The organism is Pseudarthrobacter woesei, from assembly GCF_055412745.1.
The window spans coordinates 13,984-32,800 of sequence record NZ_JBVAYU010000010.1 but is presented as its reverse complement, the minus strand read 5'-3'; the positions used below and the strand labels follow the sequence as shown (position 1 = coordinate 32,800).

The window sequence follows — 18,817 nt, the reverse complement described above, 5'->3', positions numbered from 1 at the left end:
CCGGCGGTAGATTAGTGGTATGAGTCTTGCCCAGGAGATTAACCGTGTCGTGGCGCCCTTCGAGGTCATCAGCGATTTCCAGCCGGCGGGTGACCAGCCGGCCGCGATCGCCGAACTGACCGAACGCATCAGGAACGGCGAGAAGGACGTGGTGCTCCTCGGCGCCACCGGTACCGGTAAGAGCGCGACGACGGCGTGGCTGATCGAGCAGGTCCAGCGGCCAACCCTCGTGATGGTTCAAAACAAGACCCTCGCCGCGCAGCTGGTCAACGAATTCCGCGAGCTGCTCCCCAACAACGCCGTCGAGTATTTCGTCTCGTACTACGACTACTACCAGCCCGAGGCCTACGTGGCCCAGACAGATACGTTCATCGAGAAAGACTCCTCCGTCAACGAGGAAGTCGAACGGCTCCGGCACTCCGCCACCAATGCGCTGCTGACCCGCCGCGACGTGATCGTGGTGGCCACCGTGTCCTGCATCTACGGCCTCGGCACCCCGGAGGAGTACATCGCCGGCATGGTGACGCTCCGCAAGGGCGCCCAGATGAACCGCGATGACCTGCTCAGGAAATTCGTGTCCATGCAGTACGCCCGCAACGACATGGATTTCCACCGCGGCACCTTCCGTGTCCGCGGGGACACCGTGGAAATCATCCCGATGTACGAGGAGCTGGCGATCCGGGTCGAGTTCTTCGGCGACGAGATCGAGAACATCTACACCCTGCACCCGCTCACCGGGGAGATCATCCGGGATGAGACCGAGATGTACGTCTTCCCGGCCTCGCACTACGTGGCCGGACCGGAACGCATGGGCCGGGCGATCACGCGGATCGAAGACGAACTGGCCGAGCGCCTGCAGGTCCTGGAGAGCCAGAACAAGCTCGTGGAGGCCCAGCGGCTCCGGATGCGCACCACCTATGACCTGGAAATGATGCAGCAGATGGGCTTCTGCAACGGCATCGAGAACTACTCCGGGCACATCGACGGCCGCGCCCGCGGGACCGCACCGCACTGCCTCATCGACTACTTCCCGGACGACTTCCTCCTGGTGATTGATGAATCCCACGTGACAGTGCCGCAGATCGGCGCCATGTACGAGGGGGACATGTCCCGCAAGCGGAACCTAGTGGACCACGGCTTCCGGCTGCCCTCGGCGATGGACAACCGCCCGCTGAAGTGGGATGAGTTCCAGAACCGGGTGGGCCAGACGGTGTACCTGTCCGCCACACCGGGCAAGTACGAGCTCGGCAAGGCCGACGGCTTCGTCCAGCAGATCATCCGGCCCACCGGACTGATCGATCCTGAGATCGTCGTCAAGCCAACCAAGGGCCAGATTGATGACCTGCTGGGCGAAATCAAGATCCGCACCGCCAAGAACGAGCGCATCCTGGTCACCACCCTGACCAAGCGGATGGCCGAGGATCTCACCGATTACCTGCTGGGCCACGGTGTGAAGGTGGAGTACCTCCACTCGGACGTGGACACCCTGCGCCGGGTGGAGCTGCTCCGGGAACTCCGGATGGGCGTCTTCGACGTGCTGGTGGGTATCAACCTGCTCCGCGAGGGCCTGGACCTGCCGGAGGTCTCGCTCGTGAGTATCCTGGACGCGGACAAGGAAGGCTTCCTGCGCTCGGCGACCTCGCTGATCCAGACAGTAGGCCGTGCCGCCCGAAACGTTTCCGGCGAGGTCCACATGTACGCTGACCGCATCACCGACTCGATGGCGAAGGCCATCGATGAGACCAACCGGCGCCGCGAGATCCAAGTGGCGTACAACACCGAGCGCGGAATCGATCCACAGCCGCTGCGGAAGAAGATCGCCGACATCACGGACCAGATCGCCAAGGAGGACGCGGACACCCGCGAACTGCTGGCCAACGCCGTCAAGGCGCGCGGCAAGGGCAAGGGCGCGTCGAAGATCCGGGCCGACGGGCTTGCCGCTGCTCCGGCGGAGGATCTTGTCGGACTGATCGAACAATTGACCGAACAGATGCATTCGGCCGCCGGAGAGCTCCAGTTCGAGCTTGCCGCGCGGCTCCGCGACGAGGTGGGGGAACTGAAGAAGGAACTGCGCCAGATGCAGTCCGCCGGGCACGCCTAAAGTAACGTGGTTCAAACGTAGGGGAGTATCCCAAACGCTACGATCGTCAACACGCACGGCACCGATGCCTTGCCGGGCGTAGCGGGCAGCCAGACAATAGCAGGTGCGTAGTACCGGACATTCCGGGCGGTCGGAGAGACTTACACCGCTTGGTTGTACCCTGCGAAAGGTATCTTCGTGCCTGAACTTCCCCTTTGGTTCGAGATCGGCTCCTTAGCCGTTCTGGGCATCATCCTCGCCATCGACCTGCTCCTGGTCCTCAAGCGCCCGCACGAGCCCTCCATGAAGGAGGCCGGGCTGTGGGTTTCCTTTTATGTGGCCCTGGCCCTGGTATTGGCCGGCCTCATGTTCGCCTTTACCGGCCCGGAGTACGGCGGGCAGTTCCTCGCCGGCTGGGTGACGGAGTACAGCCTCAGCATCGACAACTTGTTCGTTTTCATCATCATGGCCCGCTTCTCCGTACCGCGTAAGTACCAGCAGGAAGTGCTGATGGTGGGCATCATCATCGCGCTCATCCTCCGCGGCATCTTTATCCTGCTCGGTGCCATCGTGATCGAACAGTTCAGCTGGGTCTTCTACATCTTCGGCGCCTTCCTGCTCTGGACCGCCTGGAAGCAGGCGCAGGACGAGGGCGGCGACGAGGAAGACAAGGAAAACCCGCTCGTCGCACGGATCCGGAAGGTCCGGCCGATGTCCGAGAAGTTCGACGGCGGCAAGCTGCGCACCGTGGTCGACGGCAAGAAGGTCTTCACCCCGATGCTGATCGTCTTCGTGGCTGGACGCCCGCCTCGAAGAGGACTCCCGCAAAAGCCTCAGCGACTTCGGCTGACCCCGCGGTCCGGCTAAGCTCGGACCGTGAAAATCTTTGACGCGACAGCAGTAACCGGTACGGCACTGGACCCGCAACGGGTCCAGCGCCGTACCGTTTGGGTATTGAGCACCGCCCAGCTCCTCAGCGGGGTGGGCAGCGGCGCCAGCCTGTCCGTCGGGTCCCTGCTGGCCGTCCAGCTCTCCGGCTCGAACGCCTGGGCGGGGTCGGTCACCACCACCATGACGCTCGGCGCTGCGGCGGCCGCCCTGCCCCTAGCAGGACTGGCCGGACGACGCGGCCGGCGGGCCTCCCTTGTCACCGGCTTGCTCGCCGCCATGGCCGGGGCGCTGCTGGTGATCGTCTCCACGGTGACGGAAAGCTTCCCGGTGCTGCTGCTGGCCGCGGCCCTGCTGGGACTCGGCACAGCCGCCAATCTGCAGGCCCGTTTCGCCGCCGTCGACCTTGCTGAGCCGGAACACCGCGGCCGTTCCCTGGCGATCGTGGTGTGGGCCGTGACCATCGGCGCCGTCGCCGGTCCCAACCTGATCCGTCCCGGCGCGGTCGTGGGGGAGGCCCTCGGCCTGCCGGCACTGGCCGGCCCGTTCGTGTTCTCCACGGCGGGACTGGCGCTGGCCGCGCTTCTCCTGATCATCGGACTGCGGCCGGATCCACTGCTGCTGGCCGCGTGGCTCCGTTCCGACGGGCGGACGCCCGGCGCCGCCGGCAGCGCCGCCCGGGCCGCCGTCGGAGGCACAAACGGCGTCCGACGGCGGCACGGGCTCCGTCACGGCGTGCGCGCCATCCGGGCCTCGCCGCGGGCCGGGCTGGCCCTCTTCGCGGTCATCGCGGCGCACGGCTGTATGGCCGCCGTTATGTCGATGACACCGCTGCACCTGCAATTACTGACAGAGGGGCCCCTGGCCGACCTGCCGGCCGGCCACGTCCACGCCGCCAGCACCGACGTGCTGGTCCTGATCGGATTCACCATCTCGCTGCACATCGCCGGGATGTACGCGCTCTCGCCGGTGATGGGCTGGCTGACGGACAAGGCAGGCCGGCTCCCGGTCATCCTCCTGGGCCACGGCCTGATCCTGCTCTCAGTCCTCGTAGCCGGCTTCGGCCAGGCAGAGCCCGTCCTGGTGACGGCCGGACTGGTGCTGCTCGGGCTGGGCTGGTCGGCGGCCACCATCGCCGGTTCCACCCTGCTCGCCGAAAGTGTCGGCGCCGACGACCGCGTCCTGGTCCAGGGCGTCTCGGACACCATGATGGGGGTCGCCGGCGCCGTCGGGGCGGGGTTCTCCGGACTCGTGATGAGCGGGGTGGGCTATCAGGGCCTCAACATGGCCGTCGCCGCCGTCGCCGCCGTGGTGTTCGCCGTCGCACTGCGCGCTGCCGCCCGCGGCCGCACCGTGCCGGCGGCCGCGTAGCCGGCGGATTGAACCGCTTTCGTTCAGCCGCGGACGGAACGGGCCATGCCGAGCAGCCGGGCGAAAATCCCTTCGCCGTCGTCCGCGATGCCGTCGTGGTGGAAATCCGCGGATTCCCACACCTGCAGCCCGCGGACGGCCGCGGCGGTCTCCAGGGAAAGTTCCCGGTCCACGTAAATGTCGTCGGTGTACACGGCGGCGGCGACCGGGACGGTGTTGAGGGCCAGCCGCTCCGGGTGGTAAAGCGGCGCCCAGTCCTTCTTTTCGGCCAGCAGTTGGGCGACGTTCCGCAGCGGGCGGAGCGCCGGGTCCTGTTCGAAGTACCAGGGGAAGACCATTTCCCCGGTAAGCAGCGGCTCAGGGGCGTCCGGGTGGAACTCCGGGAAATCCTGGAGTACGCGCCGGGCGGCCCAGCCGGTGGACTCGCCCTGCCCGTAGATGGATTCGTGCATCAGCGCGTAGAGCGGGTTGGCGGACCGGGAGGCCAGCCCGCGGACCTGTTCCAGGAAGGAATCCGAGAGGCGGTCGCCGTCGGGCGTGCCGACGAAGGCGTCCTCCAGCAGGTGGTGCAGGCCATCCACCCGGGTGTTGCCGCCCAGGAAGGACCCCACCATCTGGAAGCGCTCCACGGTGAGCCGGACGCCGTCGGGCAGGAACTCGTCGGTCTCCCGAAGGTGCCTCGCGATCCGGGTGACCGTTTCGCGGTCTTCGGGATACCAGCGGAAGTACTCGGCATTGCGGGCCGCGACGCGCCGGAAGGTGGACTGGTAGACCCGGTCCGCAGGGCCGGCCAGCGGGGCCAGCCCGCCGGTGACCAGCACCTCGCGCAGGCCCTCGGGGGCAAAGGAGAGATAGCTGAGCGCGCAGAAACCGCCGTAGCTCTGGCCGTAGATGGTCCACGGCCCGGAACCCAGGGCATGCCGGACGGCCTCGGCGTCGGCGACGATGGAGTCCGCCCGGAAGCAGGAGAGGTACTCCACCTGGCCGGCGTCGTTCCCGCGGAGCGGCAGGGTGTTGCGGTCGATCGGGGCGGACAGGCCGGTACCGCGCTGGTCCAGCATGAGGATGCGGAAGTCCTTGGCGGCGGCCTTGCTCCAGCCGGCCAGGGCGGGGAGCCGGTTGCCGCGCCCGCCGGGTCCGCCCTGCAGGTACAGCAGCCAGGGCAGCTGCGCGGCCTGTTCCTCGCTGTGGTCCGTGGAGACATACTCGCGGGCGAACACCGTGATCGTCTCGCCGGACGGGTCGGCGAAGTGGTCCAGCGGCACCTCGAAGCAGTGTTCCGCGGTGCGCATGCCGCGGTATTCGTGCCGCGCCTTGATGGTGTGGCGGACTCTGCTGTCCGCTGCCAGCAGATCCGCGGCGCCGGATCCGGTCATCGGCAGGTCGGCCACCGACCGGTCAGCCACGGTGCCGTCAGCCACGGGTCTGGGCTTTGCCGGCGGTGCCGAACGCTTCCAGCGCCCCGCCGGCGAGGCGGAAGGTGGACCACTCCTCCATCGCGCCGGCGCCGAGCTTCTTGTAGAAATTGATGGAGGGTTCGTTCCAGTCCAGGACGCTCCATTCGACGCGCGCATAGCCGCGCTCGACGGCGGTCGCCGCAAGGTGCTGCAGGAGAGCCTTGCCGTGGCCCTCGCCGCGGGCCTCCGGCCGCACGTAAAGGTCCTCGAGGTAGATGCCGTGGACGCCTTCCCACGTGGAGTAGTTCAGGAACCAGAGGGCGAAGCCGCGGACCTGGCCTGCCTCGTTCTCGGCCATCGCGGCGAACACGCGCGGGTTATCGCCGAAGAGCGCCGCGGTGAGCATCGCCGGGGTGTTCCGGACGGCGTCGGGTTCCTTCTCATAGATGGCCAGGTCATGGATCATCTGCAGGATTGCGGGGACATCGGTGGCCGTCGCGGGCCGGATTACACTCATGGTTCGAGTTTACTAGGGGCTACAGCCGGTTGACGTCCGTCACCCGTACGACGGCGGTGCCGGTCTCGTCCGAGGCTGCGAGGTCCACCTCCGCGGAGATGCCCCAGTCGTGGTTGCCGGCCGGGTCCTCGAAGATCTGCCGCACCTTCCATGCCCCGGGCTCCTCGGTGATCATCAGCAGGCCGGGGCCGCGGGCGTCCGGTCCGGTGCCGATGTCGTCGTGTTCGTCGAAGTAGTCATCCAGGACGTCTTCCCAGCGCCCGGCGTCCCAGCCGGACCCGCCGTCGAGCTCGCCCAGGGCCGTGGCGGCCTCATCCGCGAAGAGCTCCACGCGGCGGAACATCTCGTTGCGCACCATCACCCGGAACGCGCGGACGTTGGAGGTCAGCGACGGCGGCGGGGGCGGCGGGGCGTCGTGCGGGGTCGGCGCCGCACCGGAGGTGAGCTCCTCCCATTCATCGAGCAGGCTCGAGTCCACCTGGCGGACCAGTTCGCCGAGCCAGGCGATGAGGTCCTCGAGGTCCTCGCGGAGGGCGTCCTGCGGCACGGTCTGGCGCAGGGCCTTGAAGCCGTCCGCGAGGTAGCGCAGCACGATGCCTTCGGAGCGGGCCAGTCCATAGAACTGGACAAACTCGCCGAAGTTCATGGCGCGCTCGTACATGTCCCGGATCACGGACTTGGGCGCGAGTTCAAAGTCACCGATCCACGGGGCGGCCTTGCGGTAGACCTCGAACGCCTCGCCCAGGATCTCCGCGAGCGGCATCGGATACGTGACGTCCTCGAGCATGGCCATGCGCTGGTCGTAGTCGATCCCGTCGGACTTCATCGCCGCGATCGCCTCGCCGCGGGCCTTCTTCTGCTGCGCGGAGAGGATCTGCCGCGGCTTCTCCAGGGTGGACTCGATCACGGACACCACGTCCAGGGCATACGACGGCGACTCCGGATCCAGCAGGTCGAGCGCCGCGAGGGCGAAGGGGGAGAGCGGCTGGTTCAGTGCGAAGTTGGCCTGCAGGTGGACCGTCAGCCGGACGGTGCGGCCGTCCCGGCCCTGCTCGTGAAGCGGGATCCGCTCCACGACGCCGGCGGCCAGGAGCTCCCGGTAGATGCCGAGGGCCCTCTTCATCAGCTGCAGCTGGGAGGAGCGCGGCTCGTGGTTCTCGGTGAGCAGCCTGCGGGCGGCCGTGAACGGGTCGCCCGGCCGTTCCATCAGGTTCATCAGCATCGAGTGGGTCACGGCGAAGCTGGACGTCAGCGGGTCCGGGACGGACTCCACCAGGCGCGTGTACGTCGGCTCGCCCCACGATACAAAGCCCTCGGGCGGCTTCTTCCGGACCACCTGGCGCAGCTTCTTCTGGTCGTCGCCGAACTTCGCCGTGGCCTTCGCCATCGCCTTGACATTCTCGGTGACATGCTCCGGCGCCTGGACCACCACGGTGCCGGCGGTGTCATACCCGGCGCGCCCGGCCCGGCCGGCAATCTGGTGGAATTCACGGGAGTTCAGCAGCCGGGTGCGGACGCCGTCGTATTTGCTCAAAGCCGTGAACAGCACGGTGCGGATGGGCACGTTGATGCCCACCCCGAGGGTGTCCGTGCCGCAGATGACCTTGAGTAGGCCGGCCTGGGCCAACTGCTCGACGAGCCGGCGGTATTTCGGCAGCATGCCGGCGTGGTGGACGCCGATGCCGTGCCGGACGAGCCGGTTCAGGGTCTTGCCAAACCCGGCCGCAAACCGGAAGCCGGCGATTAACTCGCCGATTTTGTCCTTTTCCTCGCGGGTGCAGACGTTGATGCTCATGAGGTTCTGGGCCCGCTCGATGGCCTCGGCCTGGCTGAAGTGCACCACGTAGACCGGGACCTGCTTCGTGGCGAGCAGTTCCTCGAGGGTCTCATGCACGGGGGTCTGCTCGTAGTAGTAGTGCAGCGGGATGGGGCGCTCCACGGAGCTGACGGTCGTCGTCGGGCGTCCGGTCAGCTCGCTGATGCCGGATTCGAAGCGGCTGACATCGCCGAGCGTCGCGGACATCAGCAGAAACTGGGCCTGCGGGAGCTCCAGCAGCGGGACCTGCCAGGCCCAGCCTCGCTGCGGGTCGGAGTAGAAGTGGAACTCGTCCATGACGACGGCGCCAAGCTCGGCGGCGGCGCCTTCGCGGAGGGCGGTGTTGGCGAGGATTTCGGCGGTGCAGCAGATGATCGGGGCGTCCTGGTTGACGCCGGAGTCCCCGGTGATCATCCCGACGTTCTCGGCCCCGAAGATCTCGCACAGGGCAAAGAACTTCTCGGACACGAGCGCCTTGATCGGCGCGGTGTAGTAGCTGCGCTGTCCGCGGGCCATGGCCTGGAAGTGCAGCGCGATCGCGACGAGCGACTTTCCGGAGCCGGTGGGGGTCGCCAGGATGACGTTGGCGCCGGAAGCTAGCTCCATGATGGCTTCGTCCTGGGCGGTGTAGAGGGCCAGGCCGCGGCTCTCCGTCCATTCGACGAAGCGGGTGTACAGCTCGTCCGGATCAAGGCCGGTCCGGCCTTGGACGCGGGCGGCCGGGGCGGGGAGCTGATCAACGAGTTTCATTACTCTCCAGCTTAGTGGCCGCCGCCCCGCCGGGACGCCCCGCCGGGCACCGCCCGCGGCCGCCCGAATGTGAGGCCCGGCCCGAGAGCCGTGCCGGCGGTCCGGGTGTGCCTCCTTGGACCGGCCTCCGGCCGGGGTTAGGCTACGAGGGTTGCGTGCGTGCCGGTGACTGGAGGAAGACATGAAATGGGATCCCGCCAAATATGTGCAGTTCGGCGATTACCGGGACAGGCCCTACTTTGACCTGACGGGCCGGATTCACGCGGACGCCCCGCGGCACGTCGTCGACCTCGGCTGCGGGCCCGGCAACCTGACAGCCACCCTCGCGGTGCGCTGGCCCAAGGCCGAAATCGTGGGCCTGGACTCCTCGCCGGAGATGCTGGCCAAGTCCGGTGCCTACGCCGGGGCGGCGGCCAATCTGTCGTTCAGCCTCGCCGACATCGTCGGGTGGACCCCGCCCGACGGGACCGACGTCGTGGTGACGAATGCCGCCCTGCAATGGGTTCCCGGCCACCGGCAGCTGCTGCCGCGCTGGCTTGCCGCGCTCAAGCCCGGCGCCTGGTTCGCCCTGCAGGTTCCCGGGAACTTTGCCTCCCCCTCGCACACCCTGATGCGCGGGCTGGCCGAGTCCGAGGCTTGGTCCGGCCGGCTCGCCGGGGTGCTCCGCCACGAGGACGTCGTGGGGGAGGCTGCCGACTACCTCAACATCATGCTGGACGCCGGCTGTGACGCAGACGCCTGGGAGACCACCTACCAGCAGCTGCTGCCGGGGGAGAACCCCGTGCTGGAGTGGGTCCGCGGCACGGGGCTACGGCCAGTCCTTGCGGCCCTGTCCGCCGGGGACGCCCGCGAGTTCGAAGCCGAATACGCTGCCCGGCTGGACGAGGCATACCCGGCCGCAGCGCACGGAACGGTGTTTCCCTTCCGCCGGATTTTTGCCGTCGCCCGGAAACGGGGCTGAGCAGCGCGGAGGGCATTCGGTGCCGGGGACAAACCCGGGAGCCGTGTGACAACAAATCGGCCTGTGGCGGGGCTTAGAATGACGGGGCGGCGTGGGGCGGCCGCCTCGCGATTCCGGAGCCGGGCCCCTGCCTAGTGATGGAGGTTCGGTGCTAATTGGCCTGATGGGGCGGTTGTTATCCGCCCATAAGGTGACGGTGCTGGCCATTGTCCTGCTGCAGCTCGTGCAGACCACCGCCAACCTGCTCCTTCCCACCCTGAACGCGGCCATCATCGATGACGGAATCGTCGGCGGCGATACTGCGGAGATCCTAAGACTCGGTTCCTGGATGGCCTGCATCGCCGCGGTCCAGGTCCTGGCCGCCGTCGCGGCCGGTTATCTGGGCGCCGTCGTGGCCATGGAAGTTGGCCGGAAATTACGGGAGGAACTGTTCGACACGGTGCAGTCCCTGTCCTCCCAGGAAGTCGGGGCCTTCGGCGCACCGAGCCTGGTTACCCGGGCCACCAACGACGTCTCGCAGATCCAGAACCTCGCGGTCCTCGTGTTCACCATGCTCATCGCGGCGCCGGCCATCTTCCTCGGCGGCATAGCGCTGGCCGTGCACCAGGACATTGCCCTCTCCGGCCTTGTGGCGGCGGTTGTGCCGGTGCTGGCCGTCATTATGGCCGTGATCGTGCGCCGCCTCATTCCGCTCTACCGGCAGGGCCAGGAACTTCTGGACCGGATCAGCCGGATCCTGCGGGAGCAGATTGTCGGCGCCAACGTCATCCGCGGTTTTGTCCGCCAGAGTCACGAGATCCGCCGCTTCGATGGTGCCAACAGGGACCTCACCGGAAACAACCTGCAGTCGGCGCTGATCGTCGCCGGGATGATGCCGCTGATCATGCTGGTGGTCAATCTGTCCTCCGTCGGCGTGGTCTGGTTCGGCGGATTCCGGATCCAGTCCGGCGAGATGCGGCTCGGCGCCCTCACGGCGTTCATCGCCTACATCCTGCAGATCCTGATTGCAATCATGATGGCCATGTACGTCTTTATGACGGCACCGCGTGCCGCCGCCTGCGCAGAACGCATCCAGGCCGTGCTGGACACGGCCCCCGCCATCGCGGACGGCCCCGGACCGGGCCCGGATACCGGCCCCGCCAACAACAACGTGGAGTTCCGCCGCGTCACCTTCGCCTATCCCGGTGCCGAGGCGCCCGTGCTCGACGGCGTGACGTTCACGGCGGTGCCGGGCACCACGACGGCGATAATCGGCGCCACCGGCAGCGGAAAGACTACGCTGCTGAATCTGCTGCCCCGCTTCCTGGACGCCACCGGGGGCGAGATCCGCGTCGGCGGCCGCAACATCCGCGATTTTCCGCTGGCGGCGCTCCGCGGCCACATCGCCGTCGTGCCGCAGCATTCCTACCTGTTCTCCGGGACCCTCGCGGAAAACCTGCGAATGGGGGCGCCGGACGCCACCGAAGCGGAGCTCTGGCAGGTGCTGGGAACAGCGCAGGCCGAGGAGTTCGTCCGCGGGCTCCCGCAGGGGTTGAACTCACCCGTGAGCCAGGGCGGCACCAATTTCTCCGGCGGCCAGCGGCAGCGGCTGTGCATCGCCCGCGCGCTGCTCCGCAAGGCCCCCGTCTACCTCTTTGACGACAGCTTCTCCGCACTGGACTACGGCACCGACCACCGGCTCCGGAAGTCCTTGGTGCCCCTGCTGGGATCGGCGACCGTGCTGATTGTGGCCGAGCGGGTATCCACGATCGTGGACGCCGGCCTGATCGTGGTGCTGGACAACGGCCGCCTGGTGGCACAGGGCACGCATCAGGAACTGATGGATTCCTCCCCGAGCTATCAGGAGATTGCCGCCTCCCAGCTCGTCCTGGAGGACACCCCGTGAGCCGGAAACCGGCCCTCGACGCCTGGACCGCCTCGGTGGCCGAGGCTGACACCGCCGTCCGGGCCGGGTCCCGGGACGTCAGCATGGGTACGGCGAACGGACCGGACCGGACCCGGGCCGGGGGCGGGGCCGGGGGCAGGGCCGGGGGCAGGGCCGGGGGCAGGGCACCGTCCAGGTTGGGCACCACCGGCCGGCTGCTCGGCCTGCTACGCCCCTCGAAATGGCGGATGGCCGGCGTTATGGCGGCCACCTGCGCTTTTGTGACGCTGAACGTGGCGGCACCCAAGGTGCTGGGTGACGCCACCGACGTCGTTGTCGACGGCGTCGTTGGCGGCACCTTCAACCAGGCGAAACTCGCGGCACTGCTGGCGGCAGTCTCCCTGATGTACCTCGCCGCCTCCCTCTTCAGCTGGATCCAGGGTGCCCTGACGGCCAGGGCCGTGCAGCGCCTCAGCTACGATCTCCGGGCCGCCGTCGAGGAAAAGCTGCATGTGCTCCCGTCCAGCCACTTCGACGAGCAGCACCGCGGCGAAGTGCTGAGCCGCGCGACCAACGACGTCGACAACATCTCGCAGGCGCTCAGCCAACTGCTCAACCAGCTGATCATGTCCGTCCTGATGCTCTCCGGTGCACTCGCCATGATGCTGTGGATTTCACCGGTCCTGGCCGTGATCGCGCTGGTGTCAGTCCCGGTTTCGACCCTGATCACGGTGCTCGTGGCCCGGAAATCGCAGGCGCACTTCACCGAGCAGTGGGGGAGCACCGGGGAACTGCATGCCCAGCTGGAAGAAATCTTCACCGGCCATGAAGTGATCAAGGCCTTCGGGCGGCAGGAAGCGTCCGCCGCCAGCTTCAAAGACTGCAACGACAAGCTCAGCCGGGCCAGCGCCCGCGCCCAGTACATGTCCGGGGTCGTGCAGCCGCTGATGGTCTTCGTCTCCAACCTCAACTACATCGCCGTCGCAGTGGTCGGTGCCCTCCAGATCACCGCCGGGGCCATGACGATCGGCGGCATCCAGGCGTTCATCCAGTTCAGCAGGCTCTTTAGCCAGCCGATGGGGCAGATCGGCGGCATGCTGGCCCTCCTGCAGTCCTGCCTGGTCTCCGCCGGGCGAGTCTTCGCCCTGCTCGACGCTCCGGAGATCCCGGCCGAGCACCCCGCCTCGGTCCGCGGGAGCGTCCCGGCCAGCGTTACGGCGCAGGTCCCGGTGCCAGGGCCAATGCGCGGCGCCGGGTCCGAGGGCCGTGTCACCTTTGAGCATGCCACTTTCGGCTACAGCCCCGGCACCCCCGTTGTCCAGGACCTCTCGTTCACCGTGGAGCCCGGGCAGACCGTCGCGATTGTCGGCCAGACCGGGGCCGGCAAGACCACCGTCGTGAACCTCCTGATGCGGTTCTACGAGCTTGATTCCGGCCGGATCACCGTCGACGGAGCGGACATCGCCGGGCTGCCCCGGGATGAATTGCGGGCAGCCTTCGGCACCGTACTGCAGGATGCCTGGCTCTTCACCGGCAGCATCCGGGAAAACATAGAGTACGGCCGGCCCGGCGCCAGCGACGCCGAGATCGTCGCCGCGGCACAGGCCAGCCATGTGGACCAGTTCGTCCGGTCCCTGCCGGCCGGCTACGCCACGATGCTCGGCAACGACGGCGATTCCCTGAGCCGCGGGCAGCGCCAGCTCATCTCGATCGCCCGGGCGCAGCTGGCGGGCCGCAGCATCCTGGTCCTCGATGAGGCCACCAGCTCCGTTGACAGCCGGACCGAAGTGCAAATCCGCCAGGCGATGCAGCGGCTGAGGCAGGGCCGGACCAGCTTCGTGATTGCCCACCGCTTGTCCACCGTGCGTGACGCTGATCTAATTCTGGTCATGGATCAAGGACGGATCGTTGAACACGGGACCCATCAGCAGCTGAGGTCCCGCGGAGGGCTTTACACGAAATTGTACGAGGCACAGTTCGCCGGCCGCGAACAGCCGCAAGGTCCAGGAGAGCCGGAACAGTGAGTCCCACAGAAACGTCAACGAAGCCTTTCCCCGGTGCCTGGCGGCCCAGCGGGGCCAGCTCCGTGCCCCTTTTTGAACAGCTCAGGCTCAATATCATTGAACGGGCGGACAACGGAACGTTGGCGCCCGGAACCAAGCTCCCGGCGGTGCGAAGCCTCGCCGGCGAGCTCGGTGTCGCCCCGCATACAGTGGCGCGCGCCTACAAGGAACTCGAGGCTGCCGGCGTCGTTGTGACCCGGGGCCGGAACGGGACGGTTGTCTGCGCCCGCGACGAGGCCTGGATTTCGCTATCCGCCGCCGCGGCCGAGTTCGCCGCCTCGGCGAAGGCCAGGGGCGCGAGCTTCGCGGAGGCCGTGCAGTTGCTCGCCGCCGCGTACGACCGCGAATAGCAGCCATTAACACACCGGGCCCGTCTCCCCGGCCCGGGACACAGCAGGGAATGGATATTCGAAGAAGTTTTCGATTAGCATTGGTAGCGTGCCTAAAGCCGTAGCTGAAGATCCAGCCGTTGATACCCAACCCCCCGCAGTTCCGGAGAGCGCAGTTCCGATGGGCGCGGTTCCGACGGGCTCCGCGAAACCGGGCCGTGCGATCGAATCCCGCCCCGAGGTGAAGCGTCCGGACATGTCCCGGCTTATCGTCAAGGGCGCGCGTGAGCACAACCTGCGTAACGTGGACCTCGACCTGCCGCGCGACTCCATGATTGTCTTCACCGGGCTCTCCGGTTCCGGGAAGTCGTCCCTCGCCTTCGACACGATCTTCGCCGAGGGCCAGCGCCGCTACGTCGAATCGCTCTCTGCCTACGCCCGGCAGTTCCTTGGCCAGGTGGACAAGCCCGACGTCGACTTCATCGAGGGCCTCTCGCCCGCGGTGTCCATCGACCAGAAGTCGACGAGCAAGAATCCCCGCTCCACGGTGGGCACCATCACCGAAATCTACGACTATATGCGCCTGCTGTGGGCCCGTGTCGGCCGCCCGCACTGCCCCATCTGTGGGGAGCCCGTCGCGAAGCAGACCCCCCAGCAGATCGTGGACCAGCTGCTGGAACTGCCGGAGGGCACCCGTTTCCAGGTGCTGGCCCCCGTTGTCCGCGGACGCAAGGGCGAATTCGTCGAGCTGTTCAAGGAGCTGACCGCCAAGGGCTACTCACGCGCCCGGGTGGATGACAAGCTGATCCAGCTGAGCGACCCGCCCAAGCTCGGCAAGCAGTTCAAACACACCATCGAAGTGGTGGTGGACCGCCTCGTGGTCAAGGAAGGCATCAGCCAGCGGCTCACCGACTCAGTAGAAACCGCGCTCGGCCTGGCCGAGGGACGGATCCTCGCCGAATTCGTCGATCTGGACGCAGACGACCCGGAACGGATCAGGGCGTTCTCCGAGCACCTGGCCTGCCCCAATGAGCATCCCCTCGCCATCGACGAGATTGAACCCCGGTCCTTCTCCTTCAACAACCCTTTCGGCGCCTGCTCCGCCTGCAGCGGCATCGGCACGAAGCTCGAAGTCGATGAGGAACTCATCATTCCGAACGGCGAACTGTCCCTCGCCGAAGGCGCCATAGCGCCGTGGTCGCTCGGCACCGCGACGACGGAATACTGGAACCGGCTGCTCGGCGGACTTGCCAAGGAACTCGGATTCTCGATGAAGACCCCGTGGGACAAGCTCACGGAGGACACCCGCCAAACGGTGCTGCACGGCAAGGACCACAAGGTGGTGGTGCAATACCGCAACCGCTTCGGCCGGGAACGCAAGTACAGCACCGGCTTCGAAGGCGTGATCCAGTATGTCCACCGGAAACACCTCGAAACCGACTCCGACAAGGCCCGGGACCGCTACGAGGAATACATGCGGCAGATTCCCTGCCCGGCCTGCAACGGCGCCCGGCTGAACCCGGCCTCACTCTCGGTGCTCATCAACGGGAAGTCCATTGCCGCCGTCGCGGCCTTGCCGATGCGCGAATGCGCGCACTTCCTCGACAACCTCATCCTCACCGGCCGCGAAGCCCAGATCGCCAACCAGGTCCTCAAGGAGATTCAGGCGCGGCTGACATTCCTGCTCGACGTCGGCCTGGAGTACCTCAACCTGGAACGGCCCTCCGGCACCCTGTCCGGCGGCGAAGCCCAGCGCATCCGGCTGGCCACCCAGATCGGCTCCGGCCTCGTGGGCGTGCTCTACGTCCTCGACGAGCCTTCCATCGGGCTGCACCAGCGGGACAACCGCCGCCTGATTGAGACGCTCACCCGGCTGCGGGACCTCGGCAACACCCTGATCGTGGTGGAGCACGACGAGGACACCATCCAGGAGGCCGACTGGGTGGTGGACATCGGACCGGGCGCCGGCGAACACGGCGGCATGGTGGTGCACTCCGGTTCCTATCAGGGACTGCTGGAGAACACCGAGTCCCTCACCGGCGACTACCTCTCCGGGCGGAAGAGAATCGAGATCCCGAAGAAGCGGCGCAAATACGACAGGAAGCGTGAGCTGAAGGTCGTCGGCGCCAAGGAGAACAACCTCCTGAACGTGGATGCCACCTTCCCGCTGGGCCTCTTCACCGCGGTGACCGGCGTCAGTGGCTCCGGCAAGTCCACCCTGGTCAACGAGATCCTCTACAAGGTGCTGGCCAACAAGCTCAACGGCGCCAAGCAGGTGGCCGGACGGCACAAGTCCATCCAGGGCCTCGAGCACCTCGACAAGGTGGTGCACGTCGACCAGAGCCCCATCGGACGCACCCCGCGGTCCAATCCGGCGACCTACACGGGTGTCTTTGACAACATCCGCAAGCTCTTCGCCGAGACCACGGAGGCCAAGGTCCGCGGCTACCTGCCCGGCCGGTTCTCGTTCAACGTCAAGGGCGGCCGCTGCGAGGCCTGCTCCGGCGACGGCACCCTCAAGATCGAAATGAACTTCCTGCCGGACGTCTACGTGCCCTGCGAGGTGTGCCACGGCGCCCGCTACAACCGCGAAACCCTGGAAGTCCACTACAAGGGCAAGACCATCGCCGATGTCCTGAACATGCCGATCGAGGAAGGCGCCGAGTTCTTTGCGGCGTTCTCGCCGATCGCCCGTCACCTCAGCACCCTCGTCGACGTCGGACTCGGTTATGTCCGGCTGGGCCAGCCCGCCACCACGCTCTCCGGCGGCGAGGCCCAGCGCGTGAAGCTTGCGGCAGAGCTGCAGAAGCGCTCCAACGGGCGCAGCATCTACGTGCTGGACGAACCCACCACGGGCCTGCACTTCGAGGACATCCGCAAGCTGCTCCTGGTGCTCCAGGGCCTTGTGGACAAGGGCAACACGGTCATCACGATCGAGCACAACCTCGACGTGATCAAGAGCGCGGACTGGGTGGTGGATCTCGGGCCCGACGGCGGATCCGGCGGCGGCCGCATCGTCGCCTCCGGCACCCCGGAGCAGGTGGCCAAGTCCACGGAGAGCCACACGGCGGCCTTCCTGGCCGACATCCTGGCCTAGGCTCAACGCGGTCATTGCCCGTACCGGACCGGGCGCCGCCGGCCTCCCTGTCCGTTGCGGGAAGTACCCGCCCAGGAATCCACGGATGTATTCCAGTTGGAGAATGCGAGTTTCTGGCATCCGTTCACTCGTGAGAAACTAGGCCGGTGACCCATTCAACAGTGCCCGTGATCTTTGACCTGGACGGCACACTTGTCGATCCGGCCGGGGGCATAGCGGACGGAATCGCGGCGGCCCTCACGGCGCTCGGACTCAGCGTTCCCGACAAGGCCCGGATGGATGCGATGATCGGCCCGAAACTCAGCCATTCGCTGACGGAGATCGCCGGGGTGCCGGCCGCCCGGCTGGACGACGCCATCCGGATCTACCGGGCGCACTACCTCGCGACCGGCATCGCGCAAAGCCGGCTCTACCCGGGCATCCTGGCCCTGCTGGAAGCCTTCGTCGCCGCCGGCCGGCCAATCGCTGTTGCCACCCAGAAGCCCGAGGGCCTCGCCCGCACCGTGCTGGAGCACCACGGCATCGCCGGCCTCTTCCACTCCATCCGGGGTTCGGCCGCCGACGAGGCAGCAGCGGCCGGTCCGGCCGGCAAGGCCGGCATTGTTGCCGCCGCGCTGGCTGACTTGAACACCCTGTCCGATCCGGGCATGGAACACGCCGTCATGGTGGGGGACCGGGCGCAGGATGTCGCCGGGGCTGCCGCCAACGGCCTTGACTGCATCGGGGTAGGCTGGGGCTTTGCGCCCGACGGCGAACTCCGCGGGGCCGGCGCCGTGACGGTTGTGCACACCACCGCGGCCCTCCACACGACCATTGTCAGGCTGGACACCATCCGGGCCGCTGCCCTCAACACCGACGACCTGCAGACCCTGAACGAGGTTCCCACCAATGGCAATGTTTGACGCTATCCGCTGGACCACGCGCGGGCTCGTCACCTCGACGTGCCGCCCCACGGTCATCGGACTCGAAAACGTGCCCAAGGAGGGCCCGTTCATCGTGGCGCCGAACCACCTTTCGTTCCTGGACAGCGTGATCGTCCAGGCGCTGATGCCCCGCCCCGTGGCGTTCTTCGCGAAGGCCGAATACTTCACCACCGGCGGTGTCAAGGGCAGGGTTATGAAGTCCTTCTTCGAGGCCGTCGGCTCCATCCCTGTCGAGCGGGGCGAGCAGGCGGCCAGCGTTCAGGCGCTGAAGACCCTGCTGGAGATCCTGGACGCCGGCAAGGGCATCGGCATCTACCCCGAGGGCACCCGTTCCCGCGACGGCATCCTGTACCGTGGCCGCACCGGCGTCGGCTGGCTTGCCCTGACCACCGGAGCCCCGGTGATTCCGGTGGGCCTGATCGGCACCGAGAACCTGCAACCGGCGGACAGCAAGTTCGTCAAAGCGCAGCACTTCACCATGAAGGTTGGCGAACCGCTGTACTTCGACAAGACCGGCCCGGACCATTCGCTTCCCGCCCGCCGCCAGGTCACCGACCGCATCATGGATGCTATCGCCGAGCTGAGCGGCCAGGAACGGTCTACGAGCTACAACCAGAGCAAAACCGTCGAATAGGGCATGTCTCCTGGTTCCTTGAGCCAGGTGGTGATGGCTTGGAGAACGACCCGGTCGGGGTAGGTCAGGGTGAGCCTGTCGTATCCAGTGGCGGGGCCGCGCAATTGCCTCAAGATATTGAAGGGAT

Annotated in this window: 12 protein-coding genes and 1 pseudogene; 10 read left to right on the top strand and 3 right to left on the bottom strand. The window is 67.2% G+C overall.

Translation table 11 applies throughout. The features are described 5' to 3' along the window. Nucleotides 1-19: 19 nt before the first annotated feature. The 3 genes and pseudogenes from uvrB (at nucleotide 20) to ACZYZE_RS14370 (ending at nucleotide 4,339) form a co-directional block, all read left to right on the top strand. Entirely contained in the window at nucleotides 20-2,101 is a 2,082-nt protein-coding gene (gene uvrB / locus ACZYZE_RS14380; RefSeq protein WP_463908376.1) for an excinuclease ABC subunit UvrB, read from the top strand. A gap of 177 nt (nucleotides 2,102-2,278) precedes the next feature. Continuing rightward, a pseudogene (locus ACZYZE_RS14375) lies at nucleotides 2,279-2,875 on the top strand (TerC family protein); the annotation flags it as partial. An 81-nt stretch (nucleotides 2,876-2,956) separates the two neighbouring features. After that, nucleotides 2,957-4,339 carry an MFS transporter gene (locus ACZYZE_RS14370; RefSeq protein ID WP_463908374.1) on the top strand — a complete coding sequence of 461 codons (1,383 nt, stop codon included), beginning with the start codon at nucleotides 2,957-2,959 and terminating at the stop codon, nucleotides 4,337-4,339. A gap of 23 nt (nucleotides 4,340-4,362) precedes the next feature. On the opposite strand, the gene ACZYZE_RS14365 is transcribed toward ACZYZE_RS14370, so the two are convergent. Genes ACZYZE_RS14365 through ACZYZE_RS14355 form a run of 3 tightly spaced genes read right to left on the bottom strand, consistent with a single transcriptional unit; the run spans nucleotide 4,363 to nucleotide 8,819 of the window. Further along, a complete protein-coding gene (locus ACZYZE_RS14365; protein WP_459318091.1) occupies nucleotides 4,363-5,715 on the bottom strand; it encodes an alpha/beta fold hydrolase in 1,353 nt (450 codons plus the stop codon). A gap of 37 nt (nucleotides 5,716-5,752) precedes the next feature. After that, the gene (locus ACZYZE_RS14360) at nucleotides 5,753-6,253 is read right to left on the bottom strand and encodes a GNAT family N-acetyltransferase (RefSeq protein WP_463908373.1); all 501 of its coding nucleotides are present in this window, start codon (nucleotides 6,251-6,253) and stop codon (nucleotides 5,753-5,755) included. Nucleotides 6,254-6,272: 19 nt separating this feature from the next. After that, nucleotides 6,273-8,819 carry a DEAD/DEAH box helicase gene (locus tag ACZYZE_RS14355; protein ID WP_463908371.1) on the bottom strand — a complete coding sequence of 849 codons (2,547 nt, stop codon included), beginning with the start codon at nucleotides 8,817-8,819 and terminating at the stop codon, nucleotides 6,273-6,275. 181 nt (nucleotides 8,820-9,000) lie between these two features. Between ACZYZE_RS14355 and ACZYZE_RS14350 the strand changes: the two genes are divergently transcribed. The 7 genes from ACZYZE_RS14350 to ACZYZE_RS14320 all read left to right on the top strand — a co-directional run bounded on the left by ACZYZE_RS14350 (nucleotide 9,001) and on the right by ACZYZE_RS14320 (nucleotide 18,690). Next, a complete protein-coding gene (locus tag ACZYZE_RS14350; protein WP_463908369.1) occupies nucleotides 9,001-9,780 on the top strand; it encodes a trans-aconitate 2-methyltransferase in 780 nt (259 codons plus the stop codon). Nucleotides 9,781-9,928: 148 nt separating this feature from the next. Beyond that, nucleotides 9,929-11,665: an ABC transporter ATP-binding protein gene (locus ACZYZE_RS14345; RefSeq protein WP_463908367.1), complete on the top strand. Its 1,737-nt coding sequence runs from the start codon at nucleotides 9,929-9,931 to the stop codon at nucleotides 11,663-11,665. Nucleotides 11,666-11,892: 227 nt separating this feature from the next. Next, nucleotides 11,893-13,668, top strand: coding sequence for an ABC transporter ATP-binding protein (locus tag ACZYZE_RS14340; RefSeq protein ID WP_463908502.1), 1,776 nt, complete (start codon nucleotides 11,893-11,895; stop codon nucleotides 13,666-13,668). After that, nucleotides 13,665-14,057 carry a GntR family transcriptional regulator gene (locus ACZYZE_RS14335; RefSeq protein ID WP_463908365.1) on the top strand — a complete coding sequence of 131 codons (393 nt, stop codon included), beginning with the start codon at nucleotides 13,665-13,667 and terminating at the stop codon, nucleotides 14,055-14,057. Before ACZYZE_RS14340 ends, ACZYZE_RS14335 begins: the two co-directional genes overlap by 4 nt. Nucleotides 14,058-14,145: 88 nt before the next feature. After that, a complete protein-coding gene (gene uvrA / locus ACZYZE_RS14330; RefSeq protein ID WP_459317989.1) occupies nucleotides 14,146-17,133 on the top strand; it encodes an excinuclease ABC subunit UvrA in 2,988 nt (995 codons plus the stop codon). Nucleotides 17,134-17,279: 146 nt separating this feature from the next. Further along, the gene (locus ACZYZE_RS14325) at nucleotides 17,280-18,035 is read left to right on the top strand and encodes an HAD hydrolase-like protein (RefSeq protein WP_463908362.1); all 756 of its coding nucleotides are present in this window, start codon (nucleotides 17,280-17,282) and stop codon (nucleotides 18,033-18,035) included. Then, a complete protein-coding gene (locus tag ACZYZE_RS14320) occupies nucleotides 18,022-18,690 on the top strand; it encodes a lysophospholipid acyltransferase family protein (protein ID WP_459317987.1) in 669 nt (222 codons plus the stop codon). Before ACZYZE_RS14325 ends, ACZYZE_RS14320 begins: the two co-directional genes overlap by 14 nt. The last annotated feature ends 127 nt before the right edge of the window (nucleotides 18,691-18,817 follow it).